The organism is Turicibacter sp. HGF1 (genome assembly GCF_000191865.1).
GTDB lineage: Bacteria > Bacillota_I > Bacilli_A > MOL361 > Turicibacteraceae > Turicibacter > Turicibacter sanguinis.
In genome coordinates this window covers 1-17348 of sequence record NZ_AEXQ01000114.1, presented here as the reverse complement: position 1 = coordinate 17348, position 17348 = coordinate 1, and the positions used below count along the sequence as shown (strand labels likewise).

Annotated in this window: 16 protein-coding genes; 3 read left to right on the top strand and 13 right to left on the bottom strand. The window is 32.8% G+C overall.

Translation table 11 applies throughout. The features are described from left to right. From HMPREF9402_RS11285 to HMPREF9402_RS14245, 7 genes are all read right to left on the bottom strand, one after another. Positions 1-333, bottom strand: coding sequence for a hypothetical protein (locus HMPREF9402_RS11285; protein ID WP_229040068.1), 333 nt, complete (start codon positions 331-333; stop codon positions 1-3). Then, on the bottom strand, positions 320-1594 hold the full coding sequence (locus HMPREF9402_RS11280; RefSeq protein WP_009607416.1) for a [Fe-Fe] hydrogenase large subunit C-terminal domain-containing protein: 1275 nt from the start codon (positions 1592-1594) through the stop codon (positions 320-322). Before HMPREF9402_RS11280 ends, HMPREF9402_RS11285 begins: the two co-directional genes overlap by 14 nt. A gap of 12 nt (positions 1595-1606) precedes the next feature. Beyond that, positions 1607-2032 carry an ATP-binding protein gene (locus HMPREF9402_RS11275; protein WP_006785690.1) on the bottom strand — a complete coding sequence of 142 codons (426 nt, stop codon included), beginning with the start codon at positions 2030-2032 and terminating at the stop codon, positions 1607-1609. A 20-nt stretch (positions 2033-2052) separates the two neighbouring features. Next, entirely contained in the window at positions 2053-2397 is a 345-nt protein-coding gene (locus HMPREF9402_RS11270; protein WP_006785689.1) for a hypothetical protein, read from the bottom strand. A gap of 59 nt (positions 2398-2456) precedes the next feature. Next, the gene (locus tag HMPREF9402_RS11265) at positions 2457-2933 is read right to left on the bottom strand and encodes an NADH-quinone oxidoreductase subunit NuoE family protein (protein ID WP_006785688.1); all 477 of its coding nucleotides are present in this window, start codon (positions 2931-2933) and stop codon (positions 2457-2459) included. A 457-nt stretch (positions 2934-3390) separates the two neighbouring features. Beyond that, positions 3391-3480 carry a YjcZ family sporulation protein gene (locus HMPREF9402_RS14255; protein ID WP_081448250.1) on the bottom strand — a complete coding sequence of 30 codons (90 nt, stop codon included), beginning with the start codon at positions 3478-3480 and terminating at the stop codon, positions 3391-3393. Positions 3481-3761: 281 nt separating this feature from the next. Continuing rightward, positions 3762-3854: a YjcZ family sporulation protein gene (locus HMPREF9402_RS14245; RefSeq protein WP_081448248.1), complete on the bottom strand. Its 93-nt coding sequence runs from the start codon at positions 3852-3854 to the stop codon at positions 3762-3764. Between the two features lie 187 nt (positions 3855-4041). Here HMPREF9402_RS14245 and HMPREF9402_RS14020 point away from each other — a divergent pair, with 187 nt between their 5' ends. Then, complete coding sequence (locus HMPREF9402_RS14020) at positions 4042-5691, top strand: peptidylprolyl isomerase (protein WP_009607414.1); 1650 nt, start codon at positions 4042-4044, stop codon at positions 5689-5691. Between the two features lie 41 nt (positions 5692-5732). On the opposite strand, the gene HMPREF9402_RS11255 is transcribed toward HMPREF9402_RS14020, so the two are convergent. The 4 genes from HMPREF9402_RS11255 to pulA all read right to left on the bottom strand — a co-directional run bounded on the left by HMPREF9402_RS11255 (position 5733) and on the right by pulA (position 10587). Next, positions 5733-6662 (bottom strand): 3'-5' exoribonuclease YhaM family protein, encoded by a 930-nt coding sequence (locus HMPREF9402_RS11255; RefSeq protein ID WP_006785686.1) that lies wholly within the window; start codon positions 6660-6662, stop codon positions 5733-5735. After that, the gene (gene hemZ, locus HMPREF9402_RS11250) at positions 6652-8130 is read right to left on the bottom strand and encodes a coproporphyrinogen dehydrogenase HemZ (protein ID WP_006785685.1); all 1479 of its coding nucleotides are present in this window, start codon (positions 8128-8130) and stop codon (positions 6652-6654) included. The genes HMPREF9402_RS11255 and hemZ overlap by 11 nt, the downstream gene beginning before the upstream one ends. Before the next feature lie 129 nt (positions 8131-8259). Then, positions 8260-8445, bottom strand: coding sequence for a metal-sensing transcriptional repressor (locus HMPREF9402_RS11245; protein ID WP_006785684.1), 186 nt, complete (start codon positions 8443-8445; stop codon positions 8260-8262). A gap of 12 nt (positions 8446-8457) precedes the next feature. Continuing rightward, positions 8458-10587 carry a type I pullulanase gene (gene pulA, locus HMPREF9402_RS11240; protein ID WP_006785683.1) on the bottom strand — a complete coding sequence of 710 codons (2130 nt, stop codon included), beginning with the start codon at positions 10585-10587 and terminating at the stop codon, positions 8458-8460. A gap of 541 nt (positions 10588-11128) precedes the next feature. Here pulA and HMPREF9402_RS11235 point away from each other — a divergent pair. Beyond that, a complete protein-coding gene (locus tag HMPREF9402_RS11235) occupies positions 11129-11761 on the top strand; it encodes a YczE/YyaS/YitT family protein (RefSeq protein WP_006785682.1) in 633 nt (210 codons plus the stop codon). 46 nt (positions 11762-11807) lie between these two features. Here HMPREF9402_RS11235 and HMPREF9402_RS11230 read toward each other — a convergent pair whose 3' ends face one another. Beyond that, positions 11808-13568 carry a helicase-related protein gene (locus HMPREF9402_RS11230; RefSeq protein WP_006785681.1) on the bottom strand — a complete coding sequence of 587 codons (1761 nt, stop codon included), beginning with the start codon at positions 13566-13568 and terminating at the stop codon, positions 11808-11810. Positions 13569-13745: 177 nt separating this feature from the next. Then, a complete protein-coding gene (locus tag HMPREF9402_RS11225) occupies positions 13746-15848 on the bottom strand; it encodes a sensor domain-containing diguanylate cyclase (protein WP_155062257.1) in 2103 nt (700 codons plus the stop codon). 382 nt (positions 15849-16230) lie between these two features. On the opposite strand from HMPREF9402_RS11225, the gene HMPREF9402_RS11220 reads away from it, so the two are divergent. Beyond that, positions 16231-17337, top strand: a complete 1107-nt coding sequence (locus HMPREF9402_RS11220) for a DEAD/DEAH box helicase (RefSeq protein WP_006785679.1) — start codon at positions 16231-16233, stop codon at positions 17335-17337. Positions 17338-17348: the final 11 nt, after the last annotated feature.

Here is a 17348-nt window from a genome sequence, read left to right as displayed (position 1 = left end):
TTAACTTAACGACAGTAATGCTTGAATCATTTCAACTGCACTACTATTTGTTTGCATCAATGCTATCTTGTGCTCTTTTGCTAATTGAATGGTTTCTTCTGGGATTTTAACCCCTTCTAAAACAATAACCCCACTTAATTCTAAAAGACTTGCAATTGCAATCACATTAGGATGAGCTTGAACGGTTAGCCATAACTGGCCTTTTTTCGCTTTTCCCATGACAAAGCTCAATAAATCACCAATATAAAAGCCTTCAACCTGTGTTATTTCTAAATCTTCACCACAAATTAATGTTAATCTTGAATCTAATAAAACTTGACTAAGTGTCAACATTATCACCTCTTTTTTTCTGTGTTAAAACAATACAATCCTCTAATCGTTTTAATCCAGCAACAATATCTTCCGCCAAAGCTCGACAAGAAGGTGACCCACATGCACAACAATCAATATTTGGGAGCTGATGATAGATGTCATTAATCTGTTGTAATTTGACTAATGAAGTAAAGAAATCATCATCTAATTTTGAAATATCAAAATGCTCTAATTCACTTTCAAATACCCAATCATAGGTATCAGACAATTCTTTTAGCATTTGTTTTTCCAACGAATCTGAAGGAATCACACTTTTGACGAGACGATTAATTTTACTCTTAGCAATGAATGGATTTTCAAGTGTGAATGTCCCTCCAACACAGCCACCTACACATGCATAACACTCTAAAACATTGATATGATTCAATTGCCCCATATCTAATTTTTCTAAAATTTCAACCACTTGATTCATTCCATCAACAGATAAACAATCAATTAATTGGGTAATTCTTCTAATCCCACCTACTTTAGCACATAAAATTCCGTTTAAAGAAACCGTGTGATTCAGCGTTTGAGGCGGATCATTTTCAATATGCTTTAAAATATCTTTGAAAATAGTTGAAAGTAAAAAGACGAAATTAATATTAGATTCCTTTTTACCGATCGGTTGTTTTATTTCCATATAATTAGCTAAACATTCGCTGATATAACTAATTCCGACTTCATCTGGATTCATCTTTAGTTGCTTTGCATACCTTTTTCGAATTAACTTGGCACAAATTTCAATTGGAAAATCAAATGGAACAAGATGATGATTCAAATCAGAATACTTAACTTGAATAAGTTTGACCACACTGGGACAGTGCGTCAAAATATATGGCATATTAGACAGCTTGCAACTTGTCACATAAGATTCAATTTTTTCTCCTACACATTCATAAACAATTGAACTATCAAAAACAGCATCGAATCCAATATCATATAACGTTTGGTACACAATATTTAAATCTTCTAAATCTTTTATCATGCCATAAATCGCAATCGGTAAAATAGCCACATTAAACGGATATTGATTTAATTCTTCTAATCGCTCTTTTTTTAAGTCAAAGGCATGAACATGGCAAGTTGTAAAACATGCTCCGCAATTCACACACTTTTCTTCTATTAATTTGACTTTTCCATTGACAATTCGAATTGCTTCCGTAGGACAAACACGCATACATCGTGTACAACCGATACAATCATCAAAGTTTATTTTAATGCGATGATTATATCCTTTCATTTCATTAACCTCCTAACTAGGAATGAAATATGTCATACGAATAAATGTTCCGCCATTCGATGATTTAATTTCAAACTCATCTGAATGTTTTTTCATATTCGGCAATCCCATTCCGGCACCAAATCCCATTTCACGGGCTTTTTCTGATGCAGTCGAAAAACCCGCTTTCATCGCTAAATTAATATTTTCAATGCCTGGACCTTGATCAATAGAATATAGATGAATAGCTGAATTTGAAATTTCTAATTCAATGTCTCCACCCAGTGAGTGAATGACTAAATTAACTTCTGCTTCATAAGAGCAAATGACAATTTTCCGAATCAGTTCTCTAGACAACCCAAGCTGAGACAAGTATTTTTTAATTTCACTCGATACTTTTCCTGCATTCAAAAAATCATCTGCTTTTACTTTAAACACAAATCGTATATTATTCTTCATTTAGCCACCCTGCCATTTCATCAGACTTGTAATCCAACTAATCCCTCTTGATATAAAATTCCACTTGCTTCATACATCGTTAAATGCGTTCCTAGTAAAATCATATGATGATGTTTAGCTAATTCAATCATCTCTTGATTGGGTTGCTTTCCTCTTACAAATACAATGTACTTAATATCTAACATTTCAGCTGTACGTAGGGTCTGTACATGAGCAAGACCAGTAATCAATAAAATATCTTGATTAACATATGCCAAAACATCACTCATCAAATCGCAGGCAAAAGCACTCTCAATCTCATCATCTAATTGAAATTTAGTGAAGCACTTTGCATCTAGAAGACTCATAATCGTTGATACTTTCAACAATGTTCCCCCATTTCTACCTTCTAAAAAATACAACGCTTACATAATTGAATAATTCACTAGTTGTATTTTTTAAGAATACTAGATACTTGTGAAGCATCCATCTTTCCGTAAACATCGTCATTAATTGTAATAACCGGTGCTAGTCCACAAGCACCAATACATCTTGTAGCTACCAATGAAAATTTTCCATCTGATGTTGTTTGTTCAGGTTCAATCCCTAATTCCTCTTTGAATTTCTGTAAAATTGCTTGAGCACCTTTTACATAACAAGCTGTTCCTAAACAGACCCCGATCACATTTTCACCTTTTGGTTCAGTTGAAAATTGAGAATAAAAAGTCACGACCCCATGAATTCTTGAAACTGAAATCCCAGTGCGATTTGAAATAAACTTTTGAACTTCTAATGGAATGTAACCAAAAATATCTTGCGCCTCATGTAAAATTGGCATCAACCCTTCCGTCTCACTTAAATGTGATTGAATAAACACATCTAGCTTATTGAAATTCTCTGATGTTAAGCTTGTATGTTCCATAATAACCTCCCCTTTATTTTGGATTTCAAGGAGATTATACGATACCCCCTATTGCTTTGCAATGTGCCATCCACGTATTAATAATATTTATTTTTTCATTCTGTAATATTTCACACAATCTCTGTTTGTAATCGTTTTATACTTCCATTTTCCCACTCTTAAATGTCGAAAGAACATGCCTTTATAATTAAAGTCCCTTTCCCATCAAAAGATACCATTTAAAAACACAATCAATAGGATCATTTCCTTTGTTCAATTTAACATTTTCTTATTTTAAAGTATAAGGTTATGATGATTGTCAGACACTATATTAGGCGTTACCTTTTACAAAAAAAGAGACTTAACTTTCGTTAAGTCTCTTCCTCACCACCCTCTTCTGTCCCATTCTAATAGAAAACAATGGTGATATTTTCACTTCACACTTTAACCATTTACAAATTTTTTCGTATTTATATCGTTAGCAACCTAGTCCAACACCACAGCAGCATCCGATGATTACTAATAAAATAAATAAGACTAAAATAAATGCAAAATTATTTCCACACATAACTAACTCGCTCCCTTAATAATCACTAATTTTTTGTTCTTTTAAGAAAAGAACACTGAAACCTTTTTATCTAGGAATTAATTTAAAGCCTGATTAGAAAGCTCCAAATCCGCATCCACATCCGCATGCAATAATCACTAATAAGATGAATAAGACTAAAATAAATGCACAGCTATTTCCACACATAACAAGTTCGCTCCCTTAATAATCACTAATTTTTTGTTCTTTTTAAGAAAAGAACATTGAAACTTTCTTTATCTAGGAATTGATTTACAGCTTAATTAGAAAGCTCCAAATCCGCATCCGCATCCACATCCGATGATAACTAATAGGATGAATAATACTAAGATAAATGCACAACCATTACCGAACATTAATCTCAACTCCTTTCAAATTTCCCACTAAGTTTCCTGAGCTAATATATACTATGGTAAATTCATAATTTGGTTTATGTTTTTACCGAAATTCCACAAAAACCTACCAAAAATATATTGTTACCCATTTTGAAAAATGCTATCATTAAAAACGTTATAATATACCAATTAAGAGGATGTGAAAGTGATGAAAAAGTACTTCGCTGCAGCAGCCGCACTAGCCGTAACCTTAACGTTAGGTGCCTGTTCAAATAAAGATGAAGTGAGCATTAAATTACCAAATGGTAACGAGAATTTTATTACATCAGATGTATACAACGTAACTAAGCAAGAATTATTCAATGACATGGTTGAAACTGGAGGAATTGTAGCTCTACTTAATCAAGTGGATTACGATGTTTTATCAACAAAATATGAGATTGATACGACTCAAATTGATCAAATGATTGACATGTATAAATCAATTTATTCCGACTTCGATCAATTCTTAGCTCTTCAAGGATTCAATTCTGAAGAGGAGGTTCGCGAATATTTAGCATTAAATTTATATCGTGAAGCTGCTGTTAAAGCATCAATTACTGTAACAGATGAAGAAATTCAAGCGCGTTACGACGAAACATATAAAAAAGAGGAAACAACAATTGAGGAATCTTCTTCTGAAGCAACTACTGATGAAACAACAACTGAAGAAGCTACAACTGAAGAAATTCCAACGCTTGATGAGGTAAGAGATTCAATTACAGAAACATTAGTAAAAGAAAAAATGACAGATGAAGTTGTTGTAGCTGCCCTTGCTAAAGAGCGTGAGGATGCTGGATTTACAATCTATAATACGTTCTTACAAGATCAATACAAAGAAATCTCTTCAACTTATACTGAAAACAAAACTAAGAGTGATTTAATCGCTAAAACAAATGAAAAAGAATATACTGTTGAAGACTTATATAATGAATTAGTTCCTGCCTATGGATTATCAACTGGAATCTCAATCCTTGATACTCATCTATTAGAAGATAAATACTCTTATGATGAGAAAGAGGTTAAAGCTTTAATCGATGAGTTTAAAGTGAACTGGGGAAGCAACTACTATGCTTATATGGCACAATACGGATTAATGAACGATGAGGAAATCTTCAATTACTTCAAACTTGCTGCCTTACAAGATGCTGCTTTCGCTGCTGAATACCCAATTACTGACGAACAATTACAAGCCGCTTATAATGAATACAAACCAAATATTAGCGCTCGTCACATCTTAGTAGAAGATGAAGAAACAGCTAAAGATTTAATTGCACAATTAGATGCTGCCGAAGATAAAGAAGCTAAATTCGAAGAATTAGCAAAAGAATATAGTAAAGATGGTTCAGCATCAAATGGCGGAGATTTAGGATCATTTGGAAAAGGTCAAATGGTATCTGAATTTGAAAATGCCGCATTTGCTTTAAACGTTGGTGAATACACTGAAGAACCCGTTAAAACACAATATGGATACCATGTTATCTACAAATATGCAGAAGATGAAAAGCCATCATTCGATGATTTAAAAGATGAATTAGAAACAACAATTCGCTCTGAAGAATATACTCAATTAAAATTAGAAGCGATTTTAATTAAATATCGTACAGAAGCAAATGTTAAATTCACAGATGAATCAGTTCAAAAACGTTATGATGCAATCGTAGCTAACATTCAAGATTCTTTATCTGCTGAAGAAGGAACTGATAACACAACAACTGAAGAAACTGCTACTCAATCATCAGATGATGTAACAACTGATGATGTAACAACTGATGAAGGAACAGACGCTTCTGATAACACAGAAGAAGCCGCTGAATAAAAAAAAGACTGAGAAGAAATTAAATCCTTCTCAGTCTTTTTTTATTTGTGTTTATAAAAACGGCGATTATCGAGCATAGGAACCCGTTCACTCATTTGAGAAATTTCGCAAGTTTTAAAAGCCGTCTCAAGAGCCGTCATTTTCGCAGAAACAACATCTAAGTAATGAACTAATTCTGCTTCTGCAATCATTGGTTCTTTTGGTGATCCCCATTCTAATTTACCATGATGTGCAATTATCATATGTTTTAATAAGATAGATTCTTCTCCCTCGCACTCTAGTTCTTTAGACATTTCATCAATGAGTGACACCATCATGCTGATATGCCCCACCATTAACCCTTCTAAGGTATATTCCGTGCTGACAAGATTTTCACATGTCATTTCAAATAATTTCCCCATATCATGTAAAATAATACCTGCATACACTAATTCTCGATTCAGCATCTCATACATGTCACAATACACGGCTGCGATTTTCAACATTTCATAGACATGTTGTGCAAGTCCTGAAATAAAAGCATGATGCATACGACTTGCAGCGGGATGACGGTAAAATTCAGTCTCATATTTGCTTAAAAAGGCATTTACAATATTTTTATAGTACCCCTCTTGCATTTGATTGACAAACGTTTCGATGTTGCTTTTTAAGACATCTGCTGGATAAGCAGAGGCCATGACATATTTAGAAATATCAAGATCCCCTTCTACGGGCTCTACTGTTTCGATATTGATTTGTTTTTGGGTATTATAAAGTTGAATAAGACCTTTAACCTTTACAACTTGGCCTGGATGAAATAGCGTTATTTCTTCTGGTTTAACACTCCATTTATTTGCGAAAATAGTACCCGTTTGATCAACAAATTCAAATCTTAAATATGATTTTTGCGCTGCATTTTTAGCGACGTTAACAGATTTGATTAACACTTGGATGGTTTGAACTTCTTTTACTTTTAAATCTTTAATTTGCATGGGTATCACCTATTTCTAAACTTTCAATTAGCGTTTCAATTTTCTTAGTTGCATACGTTTGATAAGAATCAATATACGTTTTTAAGTCTTTTGGATTATGAACTGACGTTCCAATTAAGTATTTACTCGAAGCTCCAACGCCAAGACCTAAAATATTTTGAGCTTCTTCCATAATTAAAATATTATAGATGCTTTCATGTCCTTCTTTGGAATACCCAATGTTCTCCATATTAGCGGAAATATTTTTCTGACGGTATAAATAATAAGGTAAATACTGTTGTTCTTTTGCAAAATCATACGTCATTCGACTCATACGTTCTAACTCTTCTTTACTTGCTGTCGTATATAACCCGCGATTTTGAGTAATTTTTGAACTACGTTTAAAGGCTAACATATGAACCGTCAATGATTCAGGTTGAAGTTCTTCGATTTGACTTAATGTATAGGCTAATTCTTTTTCTCCTTCATCAGGAAGCCCAACAATTAAGTCCATATTAATATTATCAAAATCGTATTCTTTAGCCATTTTAAATTTATCTATGACATCTTCTACCGTATGATGGCGACCAATACTGTCAAGCGTTGCTTGATTAAATGATTGCGGATTAATGCTGATACGATGGATGTCATATTCTTTTAATAATGATAATTTTTCGGGTGTAATGGTATCTGGACGTCCCGCTTCTACTGTGATTTCACGAACTTCAGAAGCATTAGCCACGTGTTCATATACCGTGATTAATAGTTTTTCAAACTGCTCTTTTGTTAAAGAAGTTGCTGTTCCTCCACCAAAGTAAATGGATGTAATTTTGAGTTGACGTTCTTTAATGAACGCTCCAACTAATTTAATTTCTTCTAGCAGTGCTTCAAGGAAGGGTTCAATCCATTTTTTGAACGGTTCTTGTGCATATGCTGGGAAGGTACAATACGCACATCGTGTCGGACAGAATGGAATTCCAATATAAAGACTAATTTCATTTTGGATGGTATGTAAGTCTGGAATAACTTTTAATTGGTGGTTCGCAACATCAAGTAATAAATTGATTTTTTCATCACTGACTAAGTATTCAGCCTGCATGTATTCTTTAATTTCTTGATCGGAATAACCTCGTTTTTTCATTCCGTGAACCAGTTTTGTTGGACGCATTCCGTTTAACAGTCCCCACGCCTGAATATGGCCGGTATGATGTTGTAATAGGAGTAAATAAACGGCTAAATAGGCATACTTACGTGTCTTTGATTCATTTGCTTCAAGTTGACGACGAATCGTTTGAACGTCTTGATTTAACGTTCCTGTGACGATTAGTTCATCTCCTTCTTTTTTTTCTTCATAATAAAAGATTAGGTCCGGCTGTTCTGATTCATTAATGGTTGAACTTGTAAAAAATGTCTGATTCAATACTTGCATGGCATTTAAAATTAGAGCATCTTCTACACCTAAAATCTTGATGTTTACTTGATTTGTCATCGTAACACTCCATTTCTCTAATAAAAAATCCTTAGCAGTGCTAAGGATTTTTCCCTATCTACTTCTGATAACCAAATCAATTGCCTCTTCTAATACTTGATTATCTTTATTCTTTGCTTCAATATACTGCTAAATACTATTTTCTAGATGATTGGCCACTGTATAACCAATGGCTCGATCAATGGCTGTTTTAGCAGCATTCATTTGATGAATAACCGAACGACAATCTTTTTCTTCTTCAATCATTCGAATCATTTCTCTATTTTGTCCTTCGACCCGTTTTAATCGATTGATGATATCTTTATCTGCTTCCATGTGGGATCTCCTTTATTTGACGATAATCGTTGTACTTAGAGGTTCTATGCTAAGCTCATTTCCAACTTCACCTAAAGAGGTTAAACCACTTTTAGAGGCATTTGCAATGATTTGTAATCCTTTTGTCATCACCGGAATTTCTACTGATCGATTTTGTGTATTGAAGAAGACATGAATTTCGTCCCATTCACCATATTCTTTAACATTTTTCAAAGTATATTCTATCACAGAATGATGATGTTGAAAAATACGAAGATGTTTTTTTACTAATAAAGAATTAGAAAATCTAAAAGCGCCATGTGCCTTTCTAATTTGAATGTATCCTCTTATCAAATCGATGCTTGATTGGTGTGATTTGGCCTCTTCCCAATTAATCGCATTAATTTCATCTGGCATATTATAGCTATTCTCAATTCCTTTTTTACTTCTAAAGAATTCTTGTCCAGACTGGATAAAAGGAATCCCTTGCGCAAAAATAACCATGGCTGTCGCTAATATTTGACGTTTTTGACGAATTTCATCACTCTCATCACCATTTGAAAGTTGCATGCGATCCCATAACGTGTGATTATCATGACATTCAATGTAGTTTATACTTTGTGAAGGTTGATAAAACATATACGTTTCTCCTTCACTTAATCCAGAACTTCCTGCTAATAATTGTTTTCCCACATTCGCATATCCAAAGTTTCCAAGTGCTAGGCCACGCTCTTGATGATTAAAAGTATGACCCTTTATATTATCTCTAAATGAGTCGTTAAAGTGTCCAATTTTAGGCATTTTATAAGCGTTGAATTTAGCTGCTTTTTGATTTTGAGGAAGTGGCGTATTCATATCCCAGCCTTCTCCATAAATCAAAATCGATGGATTTAATTCCTCACATAATTGATGAATTTCATTCATCGTATCTACATCTATAATCCCCATTAAGTCAAATCTAAACCCATCAATTCCATATTCTTCAACCCAGAATTTTACAGAGTCTAATACAAATTTGCGAACCATTAATCGATTAGTTGCTAAGTCATTTCCACACCCTGTTCCATCTGATGGCATTCCTTGATAGTCATAGCGATAAAAGTATGTTGGAACCATTGCATCAAAAGGAAAAGTGCGTCGTTCATATACGTGATTGTATACCACATCCATAATAACACCAAATCCATTTTCATGTAGTGTATTAATTAATTTTCTTAATTCATTAATACGAGCATACGGATTCGTGGCATCTGTTGAATAACTTCCTTCTGGAACGTTGTATTGAACAGGATTATACCCCCAGTTATAACTTTTTTGTGGATTTAATTCATCAACACCTTCAAAATCAAATATCGGAAGTAATTGAATATGGGTCACACCTAAATTTTTCAAATAATCTAGTCCTGTATTACTCCCTTCTAACCATTCTGTTAAGCCTAAATATTTCCCTTTATGCCTAATGAATTCATCATTAATTGTAAAATCTCTGACACTAAGTTCATAAATAATGGCATCTGTTGGTTGATTAAGTTGGGGTCTAATATCATGATTAATTGTTTCACATAAAGCGGGATCAATAATGACACTATAAGTCGCATTAGCAGTCGATGCGATGCCATATGGATCAATGGTTTCTTGTTTAACGAGATTATTTACGATTTCATAACGATAACGATATCCCTCTAAATCTTGATAAACCGTTAATTCCCAAATTCCTTTTGATCTTCGTTTCATTTTGCGATAATGCGTCACATCCTCTTCATAAAGGACTAGTTGGACTTGTGTCGCTGTTGGCGCCCATAATTTAAAGCGTGTCATTGTCTTAGAGTAAGTCGCTCCTAAATCGTCTCCAGTATAATAAAAACGCTTATCGAATTCATCTGTTCTCGCAATATAGCCTAAAAATAAATAGCTATCATTATTATAACAATCCATGACCCTATATTCTTGCCCTACTTCAACAAACCCTTGAATCGATAAAATATATTTTAGCTCATTTCCAAAATCAAATTTTTCTTCTACTTTTAACTCGAGTACTTCCTGATTCATTAGATTAACTAATCTAAAAGGTGCAATTTCCCCTCCATAATAACTCTTTGGTACTAAGATCGTAATTTTATTATATTCATCTAAGTATGATGAAAACCTTCCTTGAATATTCATTATTTCATGCCCCTCCTAACTACTATTCTTTCTATCTCATGATTCACCTTCATCTTTGACTATTTTTTATTGATTCATTCATTTCACCTGATCAAAATATAAAATAAGGCGCTTTAATATATGTTATTTTTACCCCCTAAAAATAGTACGAACTCATACATCAATTTTACCATTTTAATCTTTTATTAACAATAATTGTAATTTTTTTGAAATGTTTTTTTAATTTTTATCTGCAATTTTCTATAAAAAATATATGTTTTTTTGTCACATTTACTTCGTGCAAAAAAACATCAAAAACATTGGTATTATAATAAAAACGGATACACTAAACCTCCACATTGTTTTAAAAAATAAATAAAATTTGATAATAGCAACAATGTTTTCGCTTACTTTTTAATTGACAACTCCTATTTGTTTTTGTATGATATTACCTGAAATTAATAAATTTAAAGCGCATGCAATTCGAATATAGAACATGTCTTAAATTCACATTTTTATCAATCGTTATCTAAAAGTAAAACACACTATCGGAGGGACTATAATGAAACAAAAGAATTTCAAAAATTTTATCTTTAGAATTTTATGCTTTATCGTGGGATGCTTCATCATTCAAATTGGAGTTTCATTCTTTATCAAATCAAATACTGGAGTAGACTCAGTCACAATCTTTATGCAAGGTTTATCAAATATTCTTCACATCACGGTTGGTCAAGCAAACATGCTATTCATGGGAATTGTCTTTGTTGGTATTTTAATTTTTGCGCGTGAGTATATTCGTTTAGGAACATTCTTAGCTGTTGTTACAGCTGGACCCTTTTTAGATCTTTTAAATCAATTATTCGATCCACTTGGAATTGAATCATTACCTTTAATCGTTCGATTAGCTATCGTTGCAATTAGCTGTGTTGTTATTGCAATTGGATTCTCAATCTTAAAATCAGCTAATTTAAGTGTTGCACCAACAGACCAATTACCAATTATTATTTGCGATAAATTAAAGTGGCAATATAAATGGGTTCGTATTACATTTGATGTTATCTTGGTTGTTCTTGGATTCACGTTAGGTGGGAAATTAGGTCTTGGAACAATTATTGCAACATTATTAATCGGACCTTGTATCCAATTCTTCTTAACTCCAATTGAAACAAAAATTACGCAATTAAGTCGCGCTTAATAGTTAAAAGAGCATCTATCTCATAGATAAATGCTCTTTTTTTGATTTAAAGACAGTGTAATAAATAATTTAATTTTTTACTAATTTTCGCTCGTTCTCGGTATACCCAATTCACATCAAATATTAAATTAAATGATTTTGAAAAATTATAATAGAGATTAACTTCTTGATAATGAATCTCTAACAAATCGAGGTCTTCTGAGTGAATTTTTGGCTTAGTTAATTCGAAGTTCCCATCAACAAACACTTCCTCAATAAAGAACAACAATAAATTTAACAATTCTGGATTTGTAAAATTAATGGGGAGTTTCATCACTTTCCATTGATCGTTTTGCGATAATTTATAGGGCTTAATTTGTTCTAAAATAAATAGATAATGGCTAACATCCATTTTTTGATAATACGAAAATTCGTCATAATACATAGACCATATCGCTAACTTTTCAATCAATGGAATCCCTTTTATTTGAAGTAATAATTCCGTCGGTCCAATGATTGCTTTCTCAATCAATCGATCTTCGCACTCTAATTTTTCTTGAAGCCTCCCCAAATACTCATCGATACTCGTCACATATCCAACTTCATAGATTCCTTTCCTTCCAGCCCGACCTGCAATTTGCTTGACCTCTTGTGACGTTAACTCTCTAATATCTTCACCATCAAATTTTTTTAAACTCGTAAACACAATACGTTTAATGGGTAAATTAACTCCCATTCCAATCGCATCTGTTGTAATTAACAATTCACTTTCTCCACTACTAAACATCGAATATTGTAACCGTCTCACCTCAGGTGGCAGATCGCCATAAATGACACTGACTTTATAGCCTCGATCTTGATAATATCGTGATAGCTCCAGAACTTTTTTCTTAGAAAAAGCAATTAACGCATCTCCAGCAGAAGGATTATTCATTTGATACGGCGTCTGCTCTAGTTTCAAAGGAGTATTCCGATAATATTCTTTTATCTCGTATTCCTCACCACAATCCTCAATTAATTGAATTAATAATTTTTTTGTATTTAAAGCACCACAAATATGAATGTCTTGACTCATTAATCCTAAGATTGCTTTTGTCCAAGACGCCCCTCTAATAACATCGCCTATTAACTGAACTTCATCAATCACGGCTACATCATATAATTGATTCAAATCTAATTTTTCAATCGTACAGCTAATATGATTAGCATTCGTGACGATAATTTCTTCTTCCCCTGTTAAAAGATGACAGGGAATTTGAGACTGATTTAGATTTTCATAATTTTCTAAAGCTAGTAAACGTAAAGGTGCTAGATAAATGCCGCGCTTAGATTTTTTCAAAGCCTCGATCGCATGATAAGTTTTTCCTGTATTCGTTTCTCCAAGATGAAGATAAAACTTTCGCTTCATTTGCCTCGTTTTTTTATATTCATCTTTTGGGTTAATTGGGAGATAGCATTGAAAATCATGATTCATTAATCTAGGAAGATAAATACCTTGTAGCACACATAAAATTCCACTGTTAATAAAAGCCTCTTTGTAAGATGAGGTGAGGTCTTCAAAATTATAATCGGTTTGATTTTCTTCATTGTAATGACTTAAGATTTTTCGTGAAATATCGTTTAATAACAATACATAGTCATTATATAAAATTTCTCCCCCGTATTCTTCCATATCTGGTAGTTGTTTTAATATTTTAATTTTTTTTCGGATGAGTGCTTCCTCATTCATTAACAGATGAAGCGATGCTTTTTTGCTATTTTCTTGTAAATGTGAAAGATGTATTCGAAGTTTTTTAATTTCTTTTTCAATTCCGTGACTTTTTTTCATTAGGCACCTCTCTCACGTTTTGCCATCAAGCCTCATAGAGGTAATAAAATTCCTTACTAAATCTTATGCATGTGCCCCCTTCTTTTATCACATCAACACTCTAGTATAAGCCTATTTAAAATAAATCTTAAGTGATGAGTCTTTTAAGGTTAATAAAAAAACTACTACTTAATAAAATTAAGCAATAGTCTCCTTATTTTCAAGCATGCTGTACGGCGTCACTTTATTACGTCCTGTCGTTTTAGAATAATACATAGCCAGATCAGCAAAATGAATGCCTTCTTCCGCAGATAAAGAACCTTGTTCGTATTCATAAACGCCAAAACTAGCCGTAATTGAAGGAAAGTGCTCTTTTATTCTTTTTACGCTAAGGGTTAACAATTCTTCTCTGATTTTCTCAGCAAATACTAATGCCTTCGACTCAGTATAACCTTGCAAGAAAATAACAAATTCTTCTCCTCCATATCGTCCGATATGAATATTTGAATTAACTTTCTTTGTTAAAAGTAATCCTACTTTTTGAATCACCTCATCTCCAACTAGATGACCAAATGTGTCATTAATCTTTTTAAAGTGATCAATGTCTAACATTAAAACACAGCAGCGATCATTGTGAGCCGATTTAAGCATTTGTTCCCCTTTTTTTAGAACTTGAACTCGATTATTTAGACCTGTCAATCCATCATAACGAGCTAAGTAATTTGCCTTTTTATATAATTTAGCATTTTCAAGCGCGATAGCAATGTAAGATGCTAATATACTTAACTTGCTTAAATCACGCTCTGAGTATTGATTTTTCTCATAACTTTGAATGGTAATGTAACCTTTTACCTCATCTTGAATGAGTAGGGGACAACATAATAAGGATTGTATTCCCTTCTGAAGTAAAATGGTTTTATCTTTTTCAAGATGATAGTGTTTGTACTCTGTTAAAAGATCATGGATAATTAAACTTTTTTTATGTTTAATACAGTAGACACCTAAACTATTTTCATCATCAAGTTGGATATGCCCTGAATCCACATAGTCCCCGTCTTGCATATAGATAGCATATTTTAAACTTTCTTCTTCCTGATTTAATTCTGTTATCGCCATGACATTAGAACTAATCAAGTTAGCTAATTCATCGTGAATTCTTAATAATAGTTGCTTATAACTTAAATTCGTTGTTAAGGATTGACCAATCGATGAAATAATTTGAAGTTCATCATATAGCGTTTTAATAATTCTTAATTCATATGCAGACATTTCCTGTGTTAACTTTTTACCCCATAACTCAGTTCTAGCTAATTCTAACGTTTTTTCATGCTCATACTTAATTTCATAATAGTTTAACGCCTTTTCAAAATCATGGATTGCTTTATACAACTCAATCAATGTCCCACATAATTGTGAGAAAAAGAGTGGATCAACTTTTCGATTGGCCTGTTGATAAGCTTTTAGCAAATAATCCTCGGCTTTTTCATATCGCTTTTGTTGCAAACAGATTTTTGCCCATTCCAAATACGTCTTCATTTTTTCCTGTTTTAACTGATATTGAATCGCAATTTCTTCACTCTTTTGAAAATTCAAGTCACTTCCTACTTCATCCCCCATACTATGTAGCAGTCGTGCCTTTAAACGGAATGAATCAGCAAATGCAATCGGATAACCTAATTCATAAGATCTCTTGATTACGTCATCTAAGATGACTTTAGATTTTTTCAAATTACCCTCTACTAAACATAATTCTGCTTCCGTTTGTAAAAAAACTAACTCATTCATTTTCGTTGTGTTAATGTTTAAATAATTAACTCTTTCTTGAACTTCTCGAGCTTCTTTATATTTTTCTAATCTTAAATAATGAATCACGGTATTTCCTAAAAGATGAGCCACATATTTTGGATCTTCTAAACCTTCTGAAAGTTTAATTCCTTTTACTCCCCATTCTTGACTCTCCGTATAGAGTCCGGTGTGAAAATACACGCACATTAACGCATTACATACTGATACCATTCCATCAACTGCGTTTAAACTTTCATAAATCTGATAAGACTCTAACAAATAATCAATCGCAATATCATATATCCCATCTTCGCCACTGAACCATGCTACCACATGAAGCATGCCGGCCTGTGCTAATTTTAATTGATGTTTTTTAGTAAAGATTAAAATCTGTTCTAAATCAGATAAAGATAATTTTTTTCCACGTTTTTGATCCCCTAAAATTGACATTAGCTTTAAAATGTATGATTCATCCTGTAATAATTTATCGCAATATAATTTGATATTGTGATTCATGCTAGTCACTACGATCACTCCCTGTATCAGCCCATTTCTCTTCTATTCTCAACTAACCAAAGTTTAACACATTTTTTCTTTTGTTTTGTGTTTTACCTCCTATTTCATACATTTTATTGCATTTATTAGTAAATTATCATCATCTTTATTGATTAATCCGCCTTTTGTGTGCAAATGAACACTTTTTTTATCATTATTTTAGAGTTAAAATAGTCTTATAAGGGTTCATTGGGGAATGAATTCTTATTGAGGGTAGTGTTAGATATATATCGTTCTTTGACCATCTAGGTAAGATGGTCTTTTTTTAAATTGAAAATTAGGTAAATCTATCAGACTATGGTATGATTAAGGTAATAAATTTAACAACGAGAGGTAATTCAATATGAACTTTAAAACATTAGGTGTTAGTGATGATCTGATTCAAGTTTTAAAAAAATCTGGTATCACTTCACCTACTCCTATTCAAGAACAATGCTATCCCTTAATTAAAAATTATAAAGATGTCATTGCTCAAGCCCAAACTGGAACTGGAAAAACATTAGCATTCTTACTGCCACTTTTTGAAAATATTTCACCTGATATCGAAGCAACACAAGCTTTGATTATTACACCAACTCGTGAATTAGCCTTGCAAATTACAGAAGAAGCTAATAAACTAGCAGAAATTCGAAACATTAATGTTTTAGCCGCATATGGAGGTCGCAACATTGGTTCTCAATTAAATAAGCTAAAAAAATCAATTCATCTGATTATCGCAACGCCAGGTCGCTTAATTGATCACCTAGAACGTCAAACGATTACTTTAGATAAAGTCAAATCTGTTGTTATTGATGAAGCAGATCAAATGTTATTAATGGGATTTAGAAATGAAGTGGATCAAATCTTACGTCAAACGCCAAGAAATAGACAGACCTTATGTTTTTCTGCTACAATGGCACCAAACGTTAAACGTCTAGCGTACCGTTATTCATATGATCCAACAATGATTACGATTGAAGCTAAAAAAGTTGCTGTTGAAAGTATTAAGCAAGAATTAGTTGAAACGACGGATCGTTGGAAGGCTGATGCACTTTGTCAAGTTCTTGAAGAAGATAACCCATTTTTAGCGATTATTTTCTGTCGTACGAAACGTCGTGCTGATCAATTATTCGCTAAAATGAAGCAACGTGGTTTCAATACCCAAGTCATTCACAGTGACATTGCTCAAAATAAACGCGAGCGTATTTTAAAGTCATTTAGAGAGGCTGATTTACAATATTTAATTGCAACAGATGTAGCATCACGTGGCCTTGATATTAGTGGAGTGACTCATATTTATAATTATGATATCCCTGAAACACCAGAAACTTATATTCATCGTATCGGACGTACAGGTCGCGCTGGTGAAGAAGGGTATACTTGTTTATTCGTTGCTCCAAAAGATGACTTTGAATTAAATGCTATTGAACGTAAATTACGCTTTAATATTCCAAGACGTCATTTAAAATAATAAAAAAGAAC

What these genes read in the sequence shown, in the direction of transcription:
- HMPREF9402_RS11255 (WP_006785686.1), bottom strand. Translation starts at nt 6,662, where the DNA reads ATGCAAATTAAAGATTTAAAAGTAAAAGAAGTTCAAACCATCCAAGTG.
- HMPREF9402_RS11225 (WP_155062257.1), bottom strand. Translation starts at nt 15,848, where the DNA reads ATGAATCACAATATCAAATTATATTGCGATAAATTATTACAGGATGAA.
- HMPREF9402_RS11220 (WP_006785679.1), top strand. Translation starts at nt 16,231, where the DNA reads ATGAACTTTAAAACATTAGGTGTTAGTGATGATCTGATTCAAGTTTTA.
- HMPREF9402_RS14020 (WP_009607414.1), top strand. Translation starts at nt 4,042, where the DNA reads ATGAAAAAGTACTTCGCTGCAGCAGCCGCACTAGCCGTAACCTTAACG.
- hemZ (WP_006785685.1), bottom strand. Translation starts at nt 8,130, where the DNA reads ATGACAAATCAAGTAAACATCAAGATTTTAGGTGTAGAAGATGCTCTA.
- HMPREF9402_RS14245 (WP_081448248.1), bottom strand. Translation starts at nt 3,854, where the DNA reads ATGTTCGGTAATGGTTGTGCATTTATCTTAGTATTATTCATCCTATTA.
- HMPREF9402_RS11245 (WP_006785684.1), bottom strand. Translation starts at nt 8,445, where the DNA reads ATGGAAGCAGATAAAGATATCATCAATCGATTAAAACGGGTCGAAGGA.
- HMPREF9402_RS14255 (WP_081448250.1), bottom strand. Translation starts at nt 3,480, where the DNA reads ATGTGTGGAAATAATTTTGCATTTATTTTAGTCTTATTTATTTTATTA.
- HMPREF9402_RS11280 (WP_009607416.1), bottom strand. Translation starts at nt 1,594, where the DNA reads ATGAAAGGATATAATCATCGCATTAAAATAAACTTTGATGATTGTATC.
- HMPREF9402_RS11235 (WP_006785682.1), top strand. Translation starts at nt 11,129, where the DNA reads ATGAAACAAAAGAATTTCAAAAATTTTATCTTTAGAATTTTATGCTTT.
- HMPREF9402_RS11275 (WP_006785690.1), bottom strand. Translation starts at nt 2,032, where the DNA reads ATGAAGAATAATATACGATTTGTGTTTAAAGTAAAAGCAGATGATTTT.
- HMPREF9402_RS11230 (WP_006785681.1), bottom strand. Translation starts at nt 13,568, where the DNA reads ATGAAAAAAAGTCACGGAATTGAAAAAGAAATTAAAAAACTTCGAATA.
- HMPREF9402_RS11265 (WP_006785688.1), bottom strand. Translation starts at nt 2,933, where the DNA reads ATGGAACATACAAGCTTAACATCAGAGAATTTCAATAAGCTAGATGTG.
- pulA (WP_006785683.1), bottom strand. Translation starts at nt 10,587, where the DNA reads ATGAATATTCAAGGAAGGTTTTCATCATACTTAGATGAATATAATAAA.
- HMPREF9402_RS11285 (WP_229040068.1), bottom strand. Translation starts at nt 333, where the DNA reads ATGTTGACACTTAGTCAAGTTTTATTAGATTCAAGATTAACATTAATT.